The sequence below is a fragment of the Vibrio sp. 1078-1 genome, assembly GCF_033340475.1.
In genome coordinates this window covers 1-791 of sequence record NZ_JAWOWM010000229.1, presented here as the reverse complement: position 1 = coordinate 791, position 791 = coordinate 1, and the positions used below count along the sequence as shown (strand labels likewise).

The following is a 791-nucleotide window of genomic DNA, read 5'->3' as shown; positions in this document are numbered from 1 at the left end:
ATCATGGGACTGTTGCCAAAGCCTTACGGCAATATTGTCAATGGGGGAGTTAACTACCGAGGTCCCAGTCTGGTGTCGCTACCAGCGGAAGAAATGTACGCCATGCGCGGCGACCGCATTTCGATCATTTTCCAAGACCCAATGACGGCGTTGAATCCAGTGCATACCATTGGCCGCCAACTGTGCGAAGTGTTGGAATTACACCGTCCTGAGTTAGGTAAAAAAGAGCGCGAATCCTACGCGGTAGAAATGCTGGCTAAAGTGAAAATTCCAATGCCAGAAAAGCGCCTCAACGAATACCCACACAACCTAGCTGGCGGTATGCGCCAGCGCGTAATGATCGCAATGGCACTCGCATGTAAACCAGACATTTTGATTTGTGATGAGCCAACGACAGCACTGGATGTAACAGTACAGGCGTCTATCCTTGAACTAATGAATGAACTTCAAGAAGAAACGGGCATGGCAATGATCTTCATTACCCATGATTTAGGCGTAGTAGCTGAAGTGTGTGATGACGTTGCGGTATTTTATGGTGTTCGTGTTGTTGAAAAAGCGGAGATTTTTGAGCTGTTTGACAATCCGCAGCACCCTTACACGGAACGTTTGATGGGCTTAATGCCAAGCTTGGACAACGAACCTAAGCAGATGATTGATATCAAACCAATCGATGCCAGCATGTTTGCTAGCTAACTGGTGCAAAGTGAACAAGTCATAAAAGAGGATGTTATGGCCAAAGAAGTATTAAGAATTGAAAATCTTAAGCAGCACTTTGTATCTGGTAAAGGACT

Annotated in this window: 1 protein-coding gene; it reads left to right on the top strand. The window is 45.9% G+C overall.

Annotated features, from left to right (window positions below; all coding sequences use genetic code 11):
- A partial coding sequence (locus R7190_RS26800) for an ABC transporter ATP-binding protein (protein ID WP_318137786.1) occupies positions 1–693 on the top strand: 693 nt, incomplete at its 5' end.
- Positions 694–791: the final 98 nt, after the last annotated feature.